General features: G+C 69.7%; 16 protein-coding genes. 6 read left to right on the forward strand and 10 right to left on the reverse strand.

Translation table 11 applies throughout. The features are described 5' to 3' along the window. Positions 1 to 254: 254 nt before the first annotated feature. The 5 genes from ACX80W_RS10210 to ACX80W_RS10230 all read right to left on the reverse strand — a co-directional run bounded on the left by ACX80W_RS10210 (position 255) and on the right by ACX80W_RS10230 (position 5,261). On the reverse strand, positions 255 to 956 hold the full coding sequence (locus tag ACX80W_RS10210; protein ID WP_459282892.1) for a type 1 glutamine amidotransferase domain-containing protein: 702 nt from the start codon (positions 954 to 956) through the stop codon (positions 255 to 257). A 355-nt stretch (positions 957 to 1,311) separates the two neighbouring features. Further along, positions 1,312 to 1,707 carry a hypothetical protein gene (locus ACX80W_RS10215; RefSeq protein ID WP_459282893.1) on the reverse strand — a complete coding sequence of 132 codons (396 nt, stop codon included), beginning with the start codon at positions 1,705 to 1,707 and terminating at the stop codon, positions 1,312 to 1,314. A 211-nt stretch (positions 1,708 to 1,918) separates the two neighbouring features. Beyond that, positions 1,919 to 2,878, reverse strand: coding sequence for an acyl-CoA thioesterase (locus ACX80W_RS10220; protein WP_459282895.1), 960 nt, complete (start codon positions 2,876 to 2,878; stop codon positions 1,919 to 1,921). Beyond that, entirely contained in the window at positions 2,875 to 4,281 is a 1,407-nt protein-coding gene (locus tag ACX80W_RS10225; protein ID WP_459282897.1) for a pyridoxal phosphate-dependent decarboxylase family protein, read from the reverse strand. The genes ACX80W_RS10220 and ACX80W_RS10225 overlap by 4 nt, the downstream gene beginning before the upstream one ends. Positions 4,282 to 4,391: 110 nt before the next feature. Continuing rightward, entirely contained in the window at positions 4,392 to 5,261 is an 870-nt protein-coding gene (locus ACX80W_RS10230) for a hypothetical protein (RefSeq protein ID WP_459282899.1), read from the reverse strand. Positions 5,262 to 5,521: 260 nt separating this feature from the next. On the opposite strand from ACX80W_RS10230, the gene ACX80W_RS10235 reads away from it, so the two are divergent. Both ACX80W_RS10235 and ACX80W_RS10240 read left to right on the forward strand, forming a co-directional pair. Further along, the gene (locus tag ACX80W_RS10235; RefSeq protein WP_459282901.1) at positions 5,522 to 5,740 is read left to right on the forward strand and encodes a hypothetical protein; all 219 of its coding nucleotides are present in this window, start codon (positions 5,522 to 5,524) and stop codon (positions 5,738 to 5,740) included. A gap of 163 nt (positions 5,741 to 5,903) precedes the next feature. Beyond that, positions 5,904 to 6,185 (forward strand): hypothetical protein, encoded by a 282-nt coding sequence (locus ACX80W_RS10240; protein ID WP_459282903.1) that lies wholly within the window; start codon positions 5,904 to 5,906, stop codon positions 6,183 to 6,185. A gap of 12 nt (positions 6,186 to 6,197) precedes the next feature. Here the strand turns inward: ACX80W_RS10240 and ACX80W_RS10245 are convergent, their stop codons facing one another. Both ACX80W_RS10245 and ACX80W_RS10250 read right to left on the reverse strand, forming a co-directional pair. Further along, complete coding sequence (locus tag ACX80W_RS10245; protein WP_459283121.1) at positions 6,198 to 7,172, reverse strand: LacI family DNA-binding transcriptional regulator; 975 nt, start codon at positions 7,170 to 7,172, stop codon at positions 6,198 to 6,200. Positions 7,173 to 7,269: 97 nt separating this feature from the next. Then, positions 7,270 to 8,733 carry a GH1 family beta-glucosidase gene (locus ACX80W_RS10250; protein ID WP_459282905.1) on the reverse strand — a complete coding sequence of 488 codons (1,464 nt, stop codon included), beginning with the start codon at positions 8,731 to 8,733 and terminating at the stop codon, positions 7,270 to 7,272. Between the two features lie 371 nt (positions 8,734 to 9,104). On the opposite strand from ACX80W_RS10250, the gene ACX80W_RS10255 reads away from it, so the two are divergent. Continuing rightward, on the forward strand, positions 9,105 to 9,260 hold the full coding sequence (locus tag ACX80W_RS10255) for a hypothetical protein (RefSeq protein WP_459282907.1): 156 nt from the start codon (positions 9,105 to 9,107) through the stop codon (positions 9,258 to 9,260). Positions 9,261 to 9,264: 4 nt separating this feature from the next. Here the strand turns inward: ACX80W_RS10255 and ACX80W_RS10260 are convergent, their stop codons facing one another. Beyond that, positions 9,265 to 9,489 carry a hypothetical protein gene (locus ACX80W_RS10260; RefSeq protein ID WP_459282908.1) on the reverse strand — a complete coding sequence of 75 codons (225 nt, stop codon included), beginning with the start codon at positions 9,487 to 9,489 and terminating at the stop codon, positions 9,265 to 9,267. 200 nt (positions 9,490 to 9,689) lie between these two features. On the opposite strand from ACX80W_RS10260, the gene ACX80W_RS10265 reads away from it, so the two are divergent. Both ACX80W_RS10265 and ACX80W_RS10270 read left to right on the forward strand, forming a co-directional pair. Then, positions 9,690 to 9,905 carry a hypothetical protein gene (locus ACX80W_RS10265; protein WP_459282910.1) on the forward strand — a complete coding sequence of 72 codons (216 nt, stop codon included), beginning with the start codon at positions 9,690 to 9,692 and terminating at the stop codon, positions 9,903 to 9,905. A gap of 129 nt (positions 9,906 to 10,034) precedes the next feature. Further along, on the forward strand, positions 10,035 to 10,568 hold the full coding sequence (locus ACX80W_RS10270; protein ID WP_459282912.1) for a heme-degrading domain-containing protein: 534 nt from the start codon (positions 10,035 to 10,037) through the stop codon (positions 10,566 to 10,568). A 180-nt stretch (positions 10,569 to 10,748) separates the two neighbouring features. On the opposite strand, the gene ACX80W_RS10275 is transcribed toward ACX80W_RS10270, so the two are convergent. Next, a complete protein-coding gene (locus ACX80W_RS10275) occupies positions 10,749 to 11,390 on the reverse strand; it encodes a ScbR family autoregulator-binding transcription factor (RefSeq protein WP_459282914.1) in 642 nt (213 codons plus the stop codon). A gap of 312 nt (positions 11,391 to 11,702) precedes the next feature. Between ACX80W_RS10275 and ACX80W_RS10280 the strand changes: the two genes are divergently transcribed. Next, on the forward strand, positions 11,703 to 13,745 hold the full coding sequence (locus ACX80W_RS10280; protein WP_459282916.1) for a putative bifunctional diguanylate cyclase/phosphodiesterase: 2,043 nt from the start codon (positions 11,703 to 11,705) through the stop codon (positions 13,743 to 13,745). 37 nt (positions 13,746 to 13,782) lie between these two features. On the opposite strand, the gene ACX80W_RS10285 is transcribed toward ACX80W_RS10280, so the two are convergent. Then, positions 13,783 to 15,303, reverse strand: a complete 1,521-nt coding sequence (locus tag ACX80W_RS10285; protein ID WP_459282917.1) for a flotillin family protein — start codon at positions 15,301 to 15,303, stop codon at positions 13,783 to 13,785. Between the last annotated feature and the right edge of the window lie 68 nt (positions 15,304 to 15,371).

The following is a 15,371-nucleotide window of genomic DNA, read 5'->3' on the forward strand; positions in this document are numbered from 1 at the left end:
CACTCGGTGACCAACTTCGGCACCGCACCGGTGGACCTGCCCACCGGCCGGGTCGTGGTCAGCAGCGGGCCCCTGCCCGGCGGGAAGCTCCCCGCCGACACCACCGCCTGGATCATCGAACAGGCCTAGCAACCTGCGCCGCGGACCGGCGGGAGCCCGGCGCTCCCCGTGGCGGCGGATCGAAAACGACGGCGGGCGGTCACTCTTTGGTGACCGCCCGCCGTCGTTTTCGTTTCCTGCGGCAGTTGCAGGGATTATTCGGCGAGTGCCTTGATGACTTCCTTGGCGACGTCCTCGCTGGACTGCGGGTTCTGGCCGGTGATCAGGTTGCCGTCGCGCACCACGGCGCTGCTCCACGCCGCGGAGGTCTCCAGCACCGCGCCCTTCCCGCGCAGCACGTCCTCGACGAACCAGGGCGTGTTCTCCCCGGTGCCGCCGGCGAGCTCCTCCTCATTGGTGAAGACGGTCATGCGGCGTCCTGCGAAGGCGAAGCCGCCGTCCTCGTCCACCGCGCTGAGCAGCCCGGCAGGGCCGTGGCAGAAGGGCGCGATGACCTTGCCCGCGGTGTTGGTCTCGACGAGGATCCGGCCGAAGTCCTTGTTCGAGGCGAGGTCGGCCATGGGGCCGTGGCCGCCGGGCATCACGACGCCGTCGAACTCGGACGCATCGACGTGCGCGAGGACCAGGGGCGAGGAGAGCTCGTTGTCGATGTCCGCCAGGTAGGAGCGGAAGTCATCGGCCTTGGCCTGCCCGCCGACCTGCTCCGGGTCGAGGCTCGCCGCATCGATGGTGGGCTTGACGCCGCCCGGTGAGGCGAGCTGCACCGAGTGGCCGGCCTCCCGCAGCGTGCGGTGCGCGACGACGAGCTCCTCGGCCCAGACGCCGGTGGGATGCGAGGTGCCGTCCCTCATGGTGAGGGCATCGGCGGAGGAAACGACCATCAGGATTCGGGCCATGGGTTGTGCTCCTTTTCGGGCGCGCCCCGCGGGTACGCCGGTCGGTGGATTGCTTTCCTTACGATCAGCCTACCCGGGCCGTTTTTATGCCCGGTTCAAATGAGAGTGTGACCGGAAGGCCCCTGGTTGCGCATAGGTAGAGCCATCGACGGCGATCTGCGGTGGGCCTGCGTCCGGACACGCGGCTGCCGCGTCGACCAGACCGCCCGGCCGTGCCAATTCGCCGACCGAAACCGGCGCCCAGGGGATGACACCGATGCGGGGGCCGTTTATGGGCATGGCGCCGAAGCTTAGGCGGGATTTGTTGCCGGGTGCTTGAGGTCGATGGTCGGGGACGCGTGACCTCTTGCGCGCGCTAACAGTTCGAACTCGACTTCTCCGTGCGCGTCTCCCCGTTTGTGGCGACAAAGCGGGAGTTGTAGCGGCACGTCTCGCCGTTCTCGGTCGTCGTACTCTGGCTGCTCAACTTAGTCACATTGTCAGTCAGGGTGTAGTGGGTTTTGTAGTCAAACGACGCCTCGTCGCTGGTCGACTGATCGCGGTAATTGGAAGTGAAGTGGCCGTCGGCGTTCCGGGTCGCGCCGTGGACCTTGTAGGTGGATGATCCATCGGGGCTGCTGAATTCTCGATGTTCCACTTGGGCGCGGTTGCTGCCCGGGTCGGATGGCGGCGCAGCCAGCGCCGGCGGGACCGTGAAGGTGAGAGCTAAACCAGCGCCGGAGGCAACGACCAGCCGAGTGAAGCGCTTCATTGTCAAGGGTCCTTTCGCTTGTCGGGCGGCCCAGTACCAGTGGAAGCGTAACCAGCACGTATAGTCCCGTCAACGAATTTTCGTGGCCGTCTGCTCGGGCGCCTGCGGGCCCACCCCCACCGTTTTCCGGGACCCTCGACCAGCCCCCACCCCTCCCCGGCGGAACACCACCGGATGCCCTGCCAGCGGTGCCGGGAGCGGGGCGTGGACCCTAAGGCGTGAGGTCGAGCACCGGCATTCCTTCACGGAGCTCCTTGAGCCTGCGCGCGTGGCGCTCCAGGGCCCGATCCTCATCGGTGGCCGGCTCGTACGCCGGAACCGGCACGGGCCGGCCGTCCTTATCGAGCGCCACGAAGACGCTCAGGCACTGGGCCGCGAGGTGCATCTCCTGGTCCTTCGGGTCCGCTGCCCGGACCCGAAGCCCGATGTGCATGCTCGAGGTGCCGGTCATCAACAGCCGCGCCTCGATCTCGAGGAGGTGTCCTACCGGGACAGGGCGGTGGAAGTGGATGCCGCCGGCATAGACGGCGGCTGTGTCCGATCTGCACCACCCGGTGGCGCATGCGAAGGCCGTCTCGTCGATCCAGGCCATCACCGTGCCGCCGTGGGTCTTTCCGCTCCAGTTCGCATCGGTTGGCGCCGTGAGGAACCGGAAGGTCATCTGCGGCCCGGATCCGGCGGCGGTGAACGCGGTGCGGGCCACCTCCTTCTTGATCTCGGATCGGATCGGGATGCGCTCGGCGGCCGCGGCGTGGAAGGCGCGCTCCCCGTCGGTCGAGGGCTTCCACTCGGGCACGCGCCGCGGGGCGCCGTCGTCGTCCACCGCGACGAACACCAGGAGGCACTCGGTGGCCTCCTCGTACCGGCCCGACCGGGGATTGGCACACAGGACGCTGACGAGGATGTGCATGCTAGTGCTGCCGGTGTAGATCAGCTTTGCGTGGGCCTCGATCAGGCTGCCGGCGGGAATGGGCCGGTTAAACCGGACATCACCCACGTAGGCGGTGACGCAGTAGCCGCCGCTCCAGCCCACGGCGCAGGCGAATCCCGCCTTGTCGATCCATTCGAGCACCCTGCCGGCCTGCACCGTCCCGCCGCCGACCGCGACGTCGGTGGGGGCGGCGAGGAAGCGCAGGACCATGGTGCCGCGCGCACCGGGGGATTCGCTCACTGCGCTTCACCCATTTCCCCTCCAACGGCTGCGACGGCATCGGCGACGGCGGCGATCGAGCGCTCGACGTCGTCCTCGTCGGTGGACCAGTTGCTCACGGAAATCCGCAGCACCGCCCGGTTCTGCCACCGGGACCCGGACATCCAGGCCGTTCCCCCGGCAAGGAGGTTTTCGGTGACCCGCCGGGTGCGCTCATCGTCCCCGAAGCTCACACAGACCTGGGTGAAGGCAACCTCGTTGAGGATCTCCGCCCCGGGCAGCCGGGCGATGCCCTCGGCCAGGGCGCGGGCATGCCGGGCAAGCCGATCCACAAGGTCCACCGTGCCCGAGCGGCCAAGGGAGCGCAGGGCCGCCCACACGGGCACCCCGCGGGCCCGGCGGGACAATTCAGGGACTCTTTCGTGCGGGTCGCCGGGGCCGGAGACGTCGGCGATGAGGTAGCTCGTGTGCACGGCGAACGCGGCGCGCATCACCTCCGGGCGCGAGACCACCGCCACCCCGCAGTCGTACGGGACGTTGAGCGTCTTGTGGGCATCGGTGGCCCAGGAGTCGGCCGACCCGACGCCGGCGACCTGTCCACGGTAGCGCGGGCTCGCGGCGGCCCACAGACCGAATGCGCCGTCGACGTGGACCCACGCCCCGCGTGCGTGGGCCGCCTCGATCGCTTCGGCCATCGGATCGAAGGCCCCGGAGTGGAGGTTCCCGGCCTGCAGGCAGACGATGGCCGGGCCCTGCCCCGCATCCATTGCCGCCGCCAGGGCCCCGGGAAGCAGGCGGCCCTGGCTGTCCGCCTCCACGACGACCGGGGCGCCGAGCCCGAGGTAGCGCAGTGCGAGGTCGACGACCTCGTGCCGTTCGGCTCCGACGAAGACACGGACGCGCGGGCCGCCGGAAAGGCCCTCCCGGGCCAGGTCCCAGCCAACCTGCTCGAGGACGAACTGGCGCCCGGCGGCGAGGCCGACGAAGTTCGCCATGGTGGCTCCGGTCGTGAAACCGACAGCGCTGCCGGTCGGGAGGCCCAGCAGCTCCAGCAGCCACCCCGCGGCGGCCTCCTCGGCTGCCGCAGCCGCCGGGGTGGCAAAGCGCAGTCCCGCGTTCTGGTCCCACGCACTCACGAGCCAGTCAGCCCCGAGCGCCGCCGGGAGGGTGCCGCCGATGACCCAGCCGAAGAACCGGCCGGACTGCATGGCCATGAGCCCCGGCTCGGAGAGCAGGGCGAGTTCGTCAATGACGGCTGCGGGATCGGTGGGCTCTTCGGGCAGGGGAGCGGCGAACTGTGCGGCGAGTTCCTCGGCCGTGCGTCTCGGGGGCAGCGCACGCGTGGGGATGGACGCGAGCCACTCTTCAGCGTGCACCCTCGCCCTGTCCAACGCGTCGCCAAAGGCGTCCGGCCGGGCCGACATGCCGCCACCTTAGCAGGGACGGCACCCCTGTGCCGAGGGTGCAGGCGGGATCGGCCGGGCACCATCGCCGTGCGCAATCGCCGCGTGCAACCGCCGGGCGGAGCGGCTCCTCAGGCCAGGTCCTCCACCCGGCGCCGCGCCTCCTCGGCCTCCTCCTGGGCTGCCTCGGCATTGCGGAGGGCCGCGGCCTCCGTCTGGCCGGCCTCCGACACCTCCGCGGCGAGCCCGTCGAGCTCCCGCTGCAGCACCTCAAGCCGCTCCTGGAGATCCTCGATCGAGGCCTGGAGCCCGTTCCGCTTCACCGCGATCCGGTGTGCCCGCTTCTGTGCCGCCGCCGCCTCTTCAACGGTTCGCTGCGCGTGCGCCTCGGCCTCCGACAGGTCGGCCTGGGCCCGCGACAGCTCGGCCGCCCGTTCCACCCCATCGCCCGGAGCCCCGCCGTCGCCGGCGGCGCCTTCGGCGCCCGGCTGCGCCGTGAACGGGCCGGCGACGGCGCCGGCCAGGTCCACCGGCTCCCACCCCGCCACCTCGAGCGGCCGGACGAGCCGGCCGGTGAGGACGGCCGCGGCCGCAGCGGGATCGGTCATGGCCGCCCGGAGGGTCTGCTCCACCTCGGGCAGCGCCGAGGCGCCCACCGGGTGGCCGAGGTCGGCGGCGAGGTCAAGGCTCTGCCGTGCGACGGCGGCCAGGAGCCGCTGCCGCTGCTGGCCCAGTGCGTGGAGGCGGGCCCTGTCGGTGGTCTCCTGGGCCTCGCGGAGGGAGACTCCAAGAGCCAGCACCTGTTCGACCTCCGGGCGCTGCCGGTCCACCAGCAGGTTCACCAGCCACGCCGCCGTTGAAGCCTTCTTCAGCTTCCGGATTGCGCCGCCGAGGTTCTTGTCGCCGGCCGCGGCAGCTTCCTTCGCGCGGCCGTCCCGGGCACGGGTGAATTCATCGAGGGGCAGCGCGTAAAGTTCGGCTGCCGTTGCGCCCAGATCCATGCATCACGCCTGTCGGTGGGGAGGTGGTTATGCCAACACTCGCAAAGAGGACGCCCCGGGGCAATGGGCGCCGGAGGGTCCGGCCCTCCACTGTCGGGCCACAGAACGGAAACGGTTCCCACCCCGGGCCCGGGGACGCTACCGGAAAGGAAGAAGTGCTCTTATGATGAGCGTGTTCCGCCGATTCCGGCGGAACGGATGGGGGGCGGAAACGGTCTTCCCTGCGTATCTCTCCGGTCCAGTGAAGAAGGGCTGACACTATGAATGAGGAAGACCTCCGCCGCATCCGCATCGCCGCGGCGGACAAGGAAGCGGCGGCCTTCGAGTTCGACCACGCGTCCTTGACCCTCGAGGAGGCGGTCGTTGCGGCCCTGCGCCACGGTGAACCTCCGGCGCTCATCGCCGAGGCAGCCGATCTCCCCGAACCCGAGGTCGTCGGATTGTCCGGGGGCCGGGAGATCCACCCGCCCGGGGAGTGATAGGGCTTTCCGCGCCCATGCTCCTCCTCCAGGGCCCGGCGCGGTGGGGATTTCCTCCGTGATTTGTTAGAGGGCCTACCTATATGCTTTCCTAGTGGCCTCGATTCACACCCTTGGATCACCCCCCACCTTGGTCATCCCTCCCAGAGACAGAGCAGAAGAAATGCCGAACAAGAGCAGACTCACCCCGGAGGAGCCGTTCCCCGAAGACCTCACGGAGCTCAAGGACGAATCGGTCGAAGTCCTTCACAGCAAGATCCACCGGGAGATCGATGCGGAGTACGACGAACTGGGTGAGCTTGTTCCGGAAACCGAGTTCCGCCTCGAGGAGCTGACCGAGGAACTTGACCGCCGGGACGACGAAGCGGAGCAGGAGGCGCGGCCGGTGGCCGAGGTGACGGTCCTCAAGCCCGCAGCCGGGGAGCCCGAGGAAGCCGAAGCCTGACCCGCGGGCCGCTCAGGCGGAATCCCGCAGTACCAGGGACGTCCCCAGCCGGGTCACGCGGTCGACCGGGCGGCCCTCGATTCGGGCCACCAGGACCTCCGCCATCCGTGCGCCCATCGCGGGAACCGGGTGGTGGACCGTTGTCAGCGCAGGAGAGAGCGCCGTCGCGAACTGGTCGTCGTCGAACCCGACCACGGAGACATCCCCAGGGATGCGCAGCGAATGGGCGGCGAGCACCCGGTAGGCCCCGGCGGCCATCTGGTCGCTAGCGGCGAACAGGCCGTCAATCGGCCGACCGCGTGCGAGGAGCCGGCGCATCGCCTCCGCCCCCGAGTCGGCGGTGAAGTCCCCGACTTCGACGAGCGAGGGGTCCAGGCCCGCCGCTGCCAGCGCCTGCCGCCAGCCCGAGAGCCTGTCGATCCCGGCGGACATGTCCTGCGGCCCGGCGATCGTGGCGATGTTCCGCCGGCCCCTCGCGATGAGCAGGTCCGTGGCTTCGGCCGCTCCGGACGCGTTGTCCACCTCGACGTAGTAGCTGTCCGGACCGCCCGCAAGGGGGCGGCCCGCGAAGACGGTCGGCAGCGCGTTCGACACCTGCGCCCAGGAGGAGTCCCCCCGGTGGTGGGAGACCACGAGGGCGCCGTCGATGTTTCCGCCCAGCAGGTAGCGCCGGGTCTTCTCCGGCGAGGACTCCGAGGACAGGACCACGTTCAGGGTGAACTCGGTGTCGGCCAGGGCGCCCGCGATGCCCTGGATGATCGAGGCGAAGAACGGGTCCGCGAAGACCTTCGACGCCGACTCGGGAAGGACGAGCGTCACGGCCTGGGCCCGCCTGCTGGCGAGCGAGCGGGCCGCACGGTTCGGCACATAGTTCAGGGCCGAGACGGCGTCCCGGACCGCCCGGGCGCGCTGCGGATCCACCGACGGCGAGCCGTTGACGACCCGAGAGACCGTGGCGCGTGAGACTCCGGCCCGTGCCGCCACCATTTCAAGTGTCGGCACCGCCCGGTCCCGCCCGTGCGGTGTCACCGCGAGCCCGCTGCCGGGCCGGCCCCGGGACGTCCGGCGTCCGGTCCCTGCGGTGTCACCGGGCGGGCCGGCCCTGGGCCTCGGCGGCCTCCGGGGAGGACCCGGTTCCGGCATGGGCGGCGGCAATCAGGCGGCCGTAGGCGTGCCCGCTGTCCTTGACCGTGCGGGCCAGGGTGTCGTAGTCCACCCGCACAATTCCAAACCGCTTGCCGTACCCCCACGACCATTCGAAATTATCGAGCAGGGACCACACGAAGTACCCCCGCACGTCGGCGCCCTCGTCGATGGCCCGCCCTACGGCGTCGACATGGTCCAGGATGAACTGGGTGCGCTCGGCGTCGTGGATGGCGCCGTCGGCACCGACCTCGTCGTCGTACGCGGCGCCGTTCTCCGTGATGTACAGCGGGGGAAGGTTCTCGTATTCCCGGCCGAGGCGCACCAGCAGGTGCCGCAGGCCGTCGGGGTTGACCTCCCAGTCCATCGCGGTGCGCGGCAGGCCGCGGCTGGGGAAGGTGATGTGCTCGGCACCGATCCAGGGCGAGGCGGCCGGCCGCTCGGCTCCGCCGGCGTGCCCGTCGCTGCCCGGGTCGTCGGAGGAGCCGCCGACGAGGTCGTCGTGGTAGTGGTTCACCCCGAGGAAGTCCAGCGGCGCACCGATGATCTCAAGGTCGCCCGGCTGGATGACCTCGGCCAGCCCGAACGGCTCGAGGTCCTGCAGGGAGTCCTCCGGGTAGGCGCCGCGGAGGATCGGGTCGAGGAAGATCCGGTTCTGCAGCGAGTCGAAAAGGCGTGCGGCCTCGAGGTCGGCCGGGTCGGCCGGGTCCCGGGGGATCGAGTTGCTGAGGTTCAGGGTGATGCCGAGGCTCGAGGCGCCGCGGCTTCGCAGCTCATTCACTGCCAGGCCGTGGGCGAGGTGCTGGTGGTGCACCGCGGCGATCGCGGCGCGCGGTTCCTGCCGGCCCGGCGCATGCACCCCGGACCCGTACCCCAGCAGGGAGGAGCAGAACGGCTCGTTGAAGGTTGTCCAGTGCCGCACCCGGTCCCCGAGGGCGTCGTAGACGTCGGTGGCGTACTCGACGAAGCGGTAGGCGGTGTCGCGGTTGGCCCATCCGCCCTTCTCCTCGAGCGCCTGCGGCAGGTCCCAGTGGTAGAGGGTCAACCAGGGCAGAATGCCGGCGGCAAGCAGTTCATCGACGAGCCGGGAGTAGAAGTCGAGCCCCTCGCGGTTGGCGCCCCGATCCCCGGGGCGTACCCGGGCCCAGCTCGTGGAGAAGCGGTAGGAGTCGAGCCCCAGTTCCTTCATCAGGCGCACATCCTCGGGCATGCGGTGGTAGTGGTCCACGGCGGTCTCGAGGTTGTCGCCCCGGGCGACCGCGCCGGGGATGCGGGCGAAGGCATCCCAGACCGAGTCCTCCTTGCCTCCCTCGTGGCCCGCGCCCTCCACCTGGGCGGCGGCGGTGGCCGAGCCCCAGATGAAACCCTTCGGCCAGTTCGTACGGAAGTGTTCCTGCTGAGGCATCGGCCCTTCACTGCTCCTTGGATGGTTGTGGAAAATGGTGCGGCCCCGGCAACCGCGGAAAGCACCGGCATGGCAGCGCCGCGGCCACCGCCCTGGCAGGGCCGTCCCGGTTCCCCCTGGGATCCGGACGGCGCGGGACCGGTGGTGAGAGCGCTCTCACAGGTTCGCACGAGTCTAGGAAGCCTTGCGCTGCGGTGTCAAAGGGAAGGCCTCCGGACGGCGGATGCCGACGCGCCCGGGGCGGGCCGCCGGACGGCGGCACCTCGGGAAATGCGGATTTGTCCAGCCCGGGCGCAATCCCCGCCCGGTATGCCCGGCGGCCGGGACCGGGTTTAATGGCAGGACCTGCCCGCCGTTCCCAGGAGGAAAGAATGAGCGCCGTGTGTCCTTCGTGCGGATCCGCCCTGCAGGAACTTCCCGAGAGCCAGTGGCCGGCCTCCGGCCCCGTCCCGGAGGGTGCGGTGGCGGTGTATCAGTGCGAGGGAAACCACCGGGTCATCGTGGCCAACCCCGCGGTCCAGGCCTAGCCTGCTACGAGGAGTGCGCCTGGCGGTCCCGGATGATCCTGTCGATCTCGTCGCGGAGGGCAACCGCCTCCTCCATCGTGAGTTCGAGTTCGGCTGACTGCTCCACCCAGCCGATCTTGAGCACCTCCTCGCCTCCGGAGCCGGAAAGCCCCACCGCAAGCGCCCGGCCGCCCACCCGGCTGACGTCTCCAATGACCATCTCCCCGCCGTCGTCCTCCGCGATTGCCATGTTGTCCGCTCCTTGTGCGAGTGCCCGCTGCGGCCCCGGGGCCTCCGCCGGGGCTGGTGGACTCATCGTACCGAGAGGGAATCCGCCCGATGAAGGGCCTGAAAGTAATGGCTCCGAATACAACGCAGGCTTAGCATTGAGGCGTGACCGGCGGGTAGTCAACCTGCGGGCACAGCCGACCAGGGGAGTGCGCCATGGGCTTGAGCAACCGACTTATCAACGCTGCGGGACGGCTGGCGGGCCGCGGCACGACGGGCACGACGGGCACCGGCCGGCCGCGCGGCGCCGGTGGAACAGGACGCGGCATGGGTGGCGTGGGGCGTGGCATGGGACGCACCACGGGCCGGGGTGGCATGAGCGGCGGCTCCCGCGGTGGACTTGGCGGAATGATCCGGGGCATCCTCAACCGCCGGTAGCTCACGGGGCGCCTGCCCGGTCGAAATGCCGGACCGTCCCGCATAGAGGACCGGGGCACGCGCCCCGGTCGCCAGCCCTGTCCCGCCGCAGGGCCGTGGATACGCCCGCCGGGAGAGTAGGTTGGTGCGATGACGACATCGACTTCTCCCTCCCGTTACGATCCCGAGTCGGCCGAGCCGCAGCCCGAGGGACTGCTCCTCGCCGAGATTGAGCGGATCGAAGGTGAGATCGCGGAGCTGCAGTTCGACCGGTTCGCTCCGGCCGACGCCGTCGCACTGGGTCTCCGGCTGGTGGGGCTGGGCACCGCCCGGAACCTCCCGATCGCCATCGACATCCGACGGGGCGAGCACGTGGTCTTCCACGTCGCCCTGGAGGGGGCGACCTACGACAACGACATCTGGGCAGCCGCCAAGAGCCGCACGGCAGCGCGGTATGCCGAGCCATCGCTGCTGGTGGGCCTCCGGGCGCGCCAAGGCGGCGGGACGCCGGCGGACAACCCGATGCTGGATCCGACGGTCTTTGCGGCGCACGGTGGGGCGTTTCCGTTGTATGTGCGGGGCGTGGGGCCCGTGGCCGTGGTGACGGTGTCGGGGCTGCCGCAGGTGGACGACCACGACCTGGTCGTCGAGGCGCTGCGGGATTGGCGGGACGGAGCCCGGTAAGCCTGCCGGGGCCGTTACCCTGTGGACGTGCCCGGGCGGAATTCGATTCAGCGCCGGGCACGTCCAGTGGCGGGAACGGATGCGTTCCGTCGTCTCACCGCTTCCCCCACGGAGCGGTGAGTCCTACGCCACAACGAAGCCTAAGCACAGACGGCCCTAAAAACAAACCGTTTGACCGGTTTACTGGGTCGGGTCCCCGGAGATCAGCCCGGCGAGCCGCCGTCCCTCCGGCCGGCGGCCCTCGGACAGGATGCCCGGAAGGAGCGCGGCCCACATGTCCTCGATGCGCTCAAGCACATCGCGGCGCCCGGTCAGGATGTCCGAAACCATCTGGACACCCGTGAATGAGCCCACGAGGAGCCTGGCGAAGGACTCCGGGTCGACATCGGCATGCAGCCAGCCCTCGTCGCGCGCGGCCCGTGTCAGGCGCTCCACCGTTTCGACCCAGTCGCGGTAGGGCCCGGCGATGTCCTGCCCGAAGGCCGTCGCCTCGAAGGTCAGCCGGACCCCGGCGCGCACGATGGGTTCGGCGATGAGGTCCCTGCCGAATTCGCGGCACATCAGGATCATCGATTCAAGCGGCGGCCGGCCTTCGGCGAGGATGGCGGCGGACCGTTCCATCACGAAGGCGTGCTGGGCCGCGATCACCGCACGTGCCAGTTCGTCCTTCGAGCGGAAGTGGAAGTACAGCGCGCCCTTGGTCACCGAGGCCCGCTCGGCGACGCTGGCGAGGGAGGCGTTCCCATACCCCTGCTTTTCGAAGACCGCGGCGGCCCCGGCGAGGATCGACTCGCGCGTTGCGCGGGCGCGCTGCTGGATCATGCCGGGGCCTTCCGCCCCGGGCTCGGCGGTGGCAGGCTGCTGCGCCCGGGCCGCCGGTGCCACCCGTCCCCGGAAAGAACCCACATCCACTCCACGTTGCAGCCTTCCTTCGCAGGTGTTCGATGGCTCCCGCCAGCCTACGTCCGGTCTCCTCCCGCCGCGCCCGGCGGGAGGGCAGACGTATACGCCGGGTTGGATAGGGGTTAGCATGCCAGTAGCATCCGGCACAAGAAGCCGCGTAACGCCGCACCGCGCGGCAGCACGGCGGGTGGCGGGTGCCTTTGGATGTGACAGGTAGAGGGGGACTACGTCATGCATCTGCGCCAAGGCCCACGTTTCGGCGACGGCAAACTGCCGGAGGAATTGTTCATCCAGGCGATGGCCGCAACCTCGGAAATCTCCCTGATCACCGATGCATCGGAGCGGATCCTCCACGTCTCGGAGTCCTTCACCGCCATCACCGGATACGCGGCGGATGAGGTGCTCGGGCGCAACTGCCGGATACTCCAGGGGCCCGGCACCGACGCCGACACCCTGGCGGGCATCCGGCTTGCGCTCGACGCCGGGGAGGGGTTCCGGGGCGAGATCCTCAACTACCGCAAGGACGGGTCGGCGTTCTGGAACATGCTCAGCATCACGCCGCTGAGGTCGGCGTCGGGGGAGCTCACCCACTTCGTGAGCGTCCAGCGGGACATCAACACCCGGATGGCCCTCCTCGAACAGCTCCGCTTCCAGGCCCTCCACGATCCCGTCACGGGATTGCCGAACCGTCTCGCCATGAACAACCACCTCGCCGGCATCCTCGCGGCCGGGTCCCGCTCCGAGGTGACGGCGGCCGTTGGCATGATCGACCTCGACGACTTCCGCGTAGTGAACAACACCTTCGGCCATGAGGCCGGCGACATGCTGCTCAAGGAGTGGGCGGCGCGCATCCAGGCCGAACTGCGCGATGAGGATTTCCTTGGCCGGATGGGCGGGGACGAGTTTGTCCTGATTCTGGCCGGTATCCGGCGCGGTGACCCCGAGACCGGTCTCGCGCAGGTGCTGGAACGGCTGTCCGCCGTCGTCGAGCGGCCTTTCAACATCGGATCCAGCCAGGTCACGGTCGGCATGAGCATGGGCCTGGCACTGTTCCCCGAGGACGGTTTCGACACCGCTTCCCTGCTCAAGAGCGCCGATGAAGCGCTCTACGACGTGAAGAACCGCAAGAACGGACGGCGCCGGTGGTGGGAACTCGCCGCCGAGCTCCCTCCGGCCGACCGGGCCGGGACCGCACTGCCCGGGGTCCCGCCCGACGCCACCGAGGAGCAGGCCGGGTGGGCTCTTGAGCGCCGGCGCGATGCCCTCTACGGTGGAGGCCTCTCGATCCGCCTGCAGCCGGTCATCGACCTGCGGGACGGTTCGGTCCACCTGTTCGAAGCACTGGCCCGCCTCACCCTTCCCGACGGGACGGTGCTGGCGCCTGCGGAGTTCCTCGGAGGCCTGAGCAACTTCGACCTCGACCACATCTTTTCGACGGTGCTGGAGCTGTCCCTCGCCCGGCTGGCCGAGTGGGACCGGGAGGGGAAATCGTTCAGCGTGTCGGTCAACCTGCCGCCAACGACCCTGCTGGATCCGGCATCGCCGGCCCTGATCGGCAGTGCCTTGACCCGGCATCGGATCGCCCCCCACCGGCTGGGGCTTGAACTCCTCGAATCGCAGAGCCTCGAATGGGATATCCAACGGGATGCCCTGAGCCAGCTGGTCCGGCTGGGGGTCGGCCTCGCCATGGACGATCTGGGCGCCGGATACAGCAGCCTCAAGCGTCTGTCCTCGCTGCCGTTCAACGCGATCAAGCTCGACCGCGACCTGCTCGCCGAGATCCGCAGGAAACCGCCCGAGACCCTCAGCCTGATCGCGACCCTGATCCAGATGGGCAGGGATTTCGGCATGAACGTGGTCATCGAAGGGGTTGAGGACGAGGGGATCGCCGAGGCGGTGGCGGTGCTCGGCGCACCGTTGGGCCAGGGCTACCACTTCAGCCAGCCGCTGCCGCCGGAAGGCGCCGCAGCGTGGGCCGGGCAGTTCCGCCTGCCCAAGCGGGGCGGCCCGCTCCGGACATCCCTCGGGGCCCTTGCCTACCACTGGCAGTTCGCCCGGCTGGGATCCCCGCACCCCCGCGCCCTGGCCGAATGCCCCCTCAGCAAGTTCCTCTCCGACCACGGCGGCAGCACCGATGCGGCCCGGTGGCACGTCCAGCAGCATGACCCGCGGGCGCCCCATGCGGGCGCCGGACGGCTCCTCGTCGACTGGCTGGTGCGGCAGATCCGGGAGACGGGCGAACCTGCCGGGCAGCGCCTCCAGATTTCCGCCTGAACCGCCGCCGCCCCGCACCGGCGGGGCCGCAGGACGGTCAGGGCTGCCGGGTGCCGTCCACTGTTCCATCCGCGGCCGGCGGGGCCACCGAGGCGCCGTTCGCGGATCCGCGGCGGCCCGACCCCGCTCCCTCCAGGATGTCCCCAAGCAGCGAGATAACGTCCAGGCCGGTGGTGTCCTTGATCAGCTGGGTCGTCTGCTGCACGCCGGTCGACACGTCGCGGCTGAGTTGGCCGGCGCCGTCGTTCGACACAACCGTCATCGTCTTGATGGCCGAGAGCGGAGCGGCAACCTCCCGTGCCATGGCGGGAAGGACCTCAAGGACCTTGCTCAGCACCGCCGCTTCATTGAACTTCTCATAGGCCTCGGCCTGGGCCGCGATGCCGGCGGCCTCTGCCTTGCCGCGTGCACCGATCGATTCGGCCTCCGCCTCGCCGCGCGAGCGGATGACGGCCGCCTCGGCACGGCCACGGGCCTCCTGGACGGCCGCCTCGGCCGTGCCCCGGGCGGTGTTCGCCGCCGCATCGGCCTCCGCCGCGACCCTGTCGCCCTCCGCGTTGAGCTTGCGTTTGGCCAGTTCAACCCGGGCCTCGATTTCGGTCGCCTCCGAGGCCCGCCGCCGCTCCTCGAGCCTGGCATCCGCCTGCTGGATCAGCCGGTACTTCTCCGCGTCCGCGGGCTTGCGCACCTCGGTGTCGAGTTCGCGTTCACGCAGTTCGGCACGCCGCTGCGCCACCTGCTGCTCCCGGATGATCACCTGCTCGTTCTGCTCCGCCGCGGCGAGGGGCCCGGCCGCGTCCGCCCGGGCCTGCCTGGCGTCTGCGACCTCCTTCAACTCGGCGCGTTTGATGAGGAGTTGCTGGTGGGCCAGGGCGACCTGCTCGTCCGAAATGGCACGGGCCTGCTCGGATTCCTGAATTGACCGGGCCTCGGCGATTTTTGCGTTTTTCTCGGCCAGCGCCGCTTCCGGCCGGCCGAGGTTCTTCAAATACCCCGAGTCGTCGTCGACCGACTGAATCTGGAAAGTGTCGATTTCCAGGCCCTGATTGTGCATTGAGTGTTCGGCTTCCTCCTTTACGCTCTTCGCGAAGGTCGCACGGTCCTTGATAATCGATTCCACGGTCAGCGTTCCCACAATTGAGCGGAGCGACCCGGAAAGGGTTTCCTGGGTGTAGTGGTCGATTGCGTCCTGCTGGTTGAGGAACCGCTGGGCGGCCTTGCGCACCGCGTCGGCGTCCCCGCCCACCTTGACCTGCGCCACCCCGGTGAGGTGCAGCTTGATGCCGTTCTGCGAGATGCCCTCGATTTTGAGTGAGACCTGGCGGGAAGCGAGCGAGATCGGGTAGGCACGCTGGGAGAACGGGTTGATGAAGATGCGCCCGAAGACAACGCGCTGGCTGTCCGGGTCGGGCTGCCCCTTGCTGTCCTTCGAGGAAATGATCAGCGCCTGGTCGGGGCTCGCAATATGGAGTGCCATGCGGGCGAGAATTACCCCCACGACGGCAAGGGCGAGCAGAACCACGACGGCGAGGATAATCGGAATAAGAGTGGGATCCATGGTGGCCCTTTCGGCGGGCATTGTGCGACGAGCCGCGGAAAAGGGTCCCGCGTTCCACCACCGATCTT

The sequence above is a fragment of the Arthrobacter melezitosi genome (assembly GCF_054511055.1).